The following is a 1,582-nucleotide window of genomic DNA, read 5'->3' as shown; positions in this document are numbered from 1 at the left end:
CGGGCCAGCGGCGCCGGCCGGTGGCGCCAGTCGACGGCCATCTTCACGTTGGCGGGAGCCACGGCGACGAAGAAGGCGGCCGTGGCGCTCGCCGCCCGGGCGCGGGTGTGCGGCAGTGCGACACCTGCCGCGAGGGCCAGTTCGACGGCGCCGCTGGCATAGGTCCAGGCGCGGGGCGAGCCCGGCAGCGCGCGCGGCACGATCGCGTCGAACGGCTTGGGAAGAAGGAGGTGCGTGACGCCCGCTCCCGCGAGCAGACCGGCGAGCATCTGGTGAGAACGTGCGCGGCGCAAGAGGGCCTCCTGGAGGGTCGCGTGGGTGCCGACCGATCTTACTTACCAGTCAGTAAGAAAGTCGAGAGTACCGAGGTGCGGCGGTGCCGACGTAGCCGACCGGGGCGCGCTCCTGGCCGGTCTCCGGCACCGGAGGACAGGCCCGCATCGCAGAGAGGCCCGGTAAACTGGGGCCCGAGCCCTTGACCTGCAAAAAGGCAGGCAGGGAGCCTACTTGTGGGAGTGCCAGTGCTGCGCACCATGTTCAAATCCAAGATCCATCGCGCCACCGTGACCGAAGCCGACCTGCACTACGTCGGCTCGGTCACCATCGACGCGGACCTGCTCGACGCCGCCGACCTGCTGCCCGGCGAGCTCGTGCACATCGTCGACATCGACAACGGCGCCCGCCTGGAGACGTACGTCATCGAGGGCGAGCGGGGCTCCGGAGTGATCGGGATCAACGGGGCCGCCGCCCATCTCGTGCACCCGGGCGACCTGGTGATCATCATCAGTTACGCTCAGGTCGACGACGCCGAGGCGCGGTCGTTGCGGCCCCGGGTCGTGCACGTCGACCGGGACAACAGGATCGTGGCGCTGGGCGCCGATCCGTCCGAACCGGCCCCGGGCGGCGCCGCGCGACGCAGTCCCCGCGCCGTGCCCGCCTGATCACCAGGGAGAGCCCCGTGAGCGACATCGAGATCCACGACGACCGCGAGCGGGGCCTCCTGCTGGCCCGGACCGGCGGGAGCGACGGCGAGACCGTCGGCTACATCCAGTACTTCGTGCTCGACGAGCCGCAGCGCGCCCTCGTGCCGGTGCACACCATCGTGGAGCCGGAGCACGAGGGCAAGGGCATCGCGGGCTCGCTCGCCCGGGAGCTGTACGCGACGGCCGCCCGCGAGGGCGTCGTCGTCGCGCCGCTGTGCCCGTTCGTCGTCCGCTGGGCCGAGCGGCACCCCGGCGAGGCGCCGGCCGTCCCGGCCGCACTGCGCACCGCCGCCGAACAGGCCCTCGCCGACGACCCGGAAAAGTGGTGACCGCCCCGCACCCGGCTGCGTAGGGTGCGGGCATGATCCTCTCGCTCCTGCACACCTCACCTGCACACATCCCCGTTTTCGATGCGCTGCGCGAGGCCGGTCACCCGGAGCTCGCGCTGCGCCACGTCGTACGCGAGGACCTGCTGGTGCGGGCGGGGCAGGCGGGGCCCGACTCCGTCGCCGACGACGTGCGGGCCCTGCTGGTGGCAGCGGTGCGGGACGGCGCCGACGCGGTGCTGTGCACCTGCTCCAGCATCGGCGCGGTCGCCG

3 protein-coding genes and 1 pseudogene are annotated in these 1,582 nt (G+C 72.6%); 3 read left to right on the top strand and 1 reads right to left on the bottom strand.

Annotation, left to right across the window (positions count from 1 at the left end):
- Positions 1-269: hypothetical protein (locus G3I40_RS28080; RefSeq protein WP_164305172.1), on the bottom strand; the 269-nt coding region annotated here is incomplete at its 3' end.
- Between the two features lie 252 nt (positions 270-521).
- Between G3I40_RS28080 and panD the strand changes: the two genes are divergently transcribed.
- From panD to G3I40_RS28065, 3 genes and pseudogenes are all read left to right on the top strand, one after another.
- A complete protein-coding gene (gene panD / locus G3I40_RS28075; protein ID WP_164305170.1) occupies positions 522-941 on the top strand; it encodes an aspartate 1-decarboxylase in 420 nt (139 codons plus the stop codon).
- A gap of 17 nt (positions 942-958) precedes the next feature.
- Positions 959-1,312: a GNAT family N-acetyltransferase gene (locus tag G3I40_RS28070; RefSeq protein WP_164305168.1), complete on the top strand. Its 354-nt coding sequence runs from the start codon at positions 959-961 to the stop codon at positions 1,310-1,312.
- Positions 1,313-1,344: 32 nt separating this feature from the next.
- Positions 1,345-1,582, top strand: a pseudogene (locus tag G3I40_RS28065) (arylsulfatase); the annotation flags it as partial.

The organism is Streptomyces sp. SID14478 (genome assembly GCF_010548525.1).
GTDB lineage: Bacteria > Actinomycetota > Actinomycetes > Streptomycetales > Streptomycetaceae > Streptomyces.
This window is presented reverse-complemented; position numbering and strand designations above follow the sequence as displayed.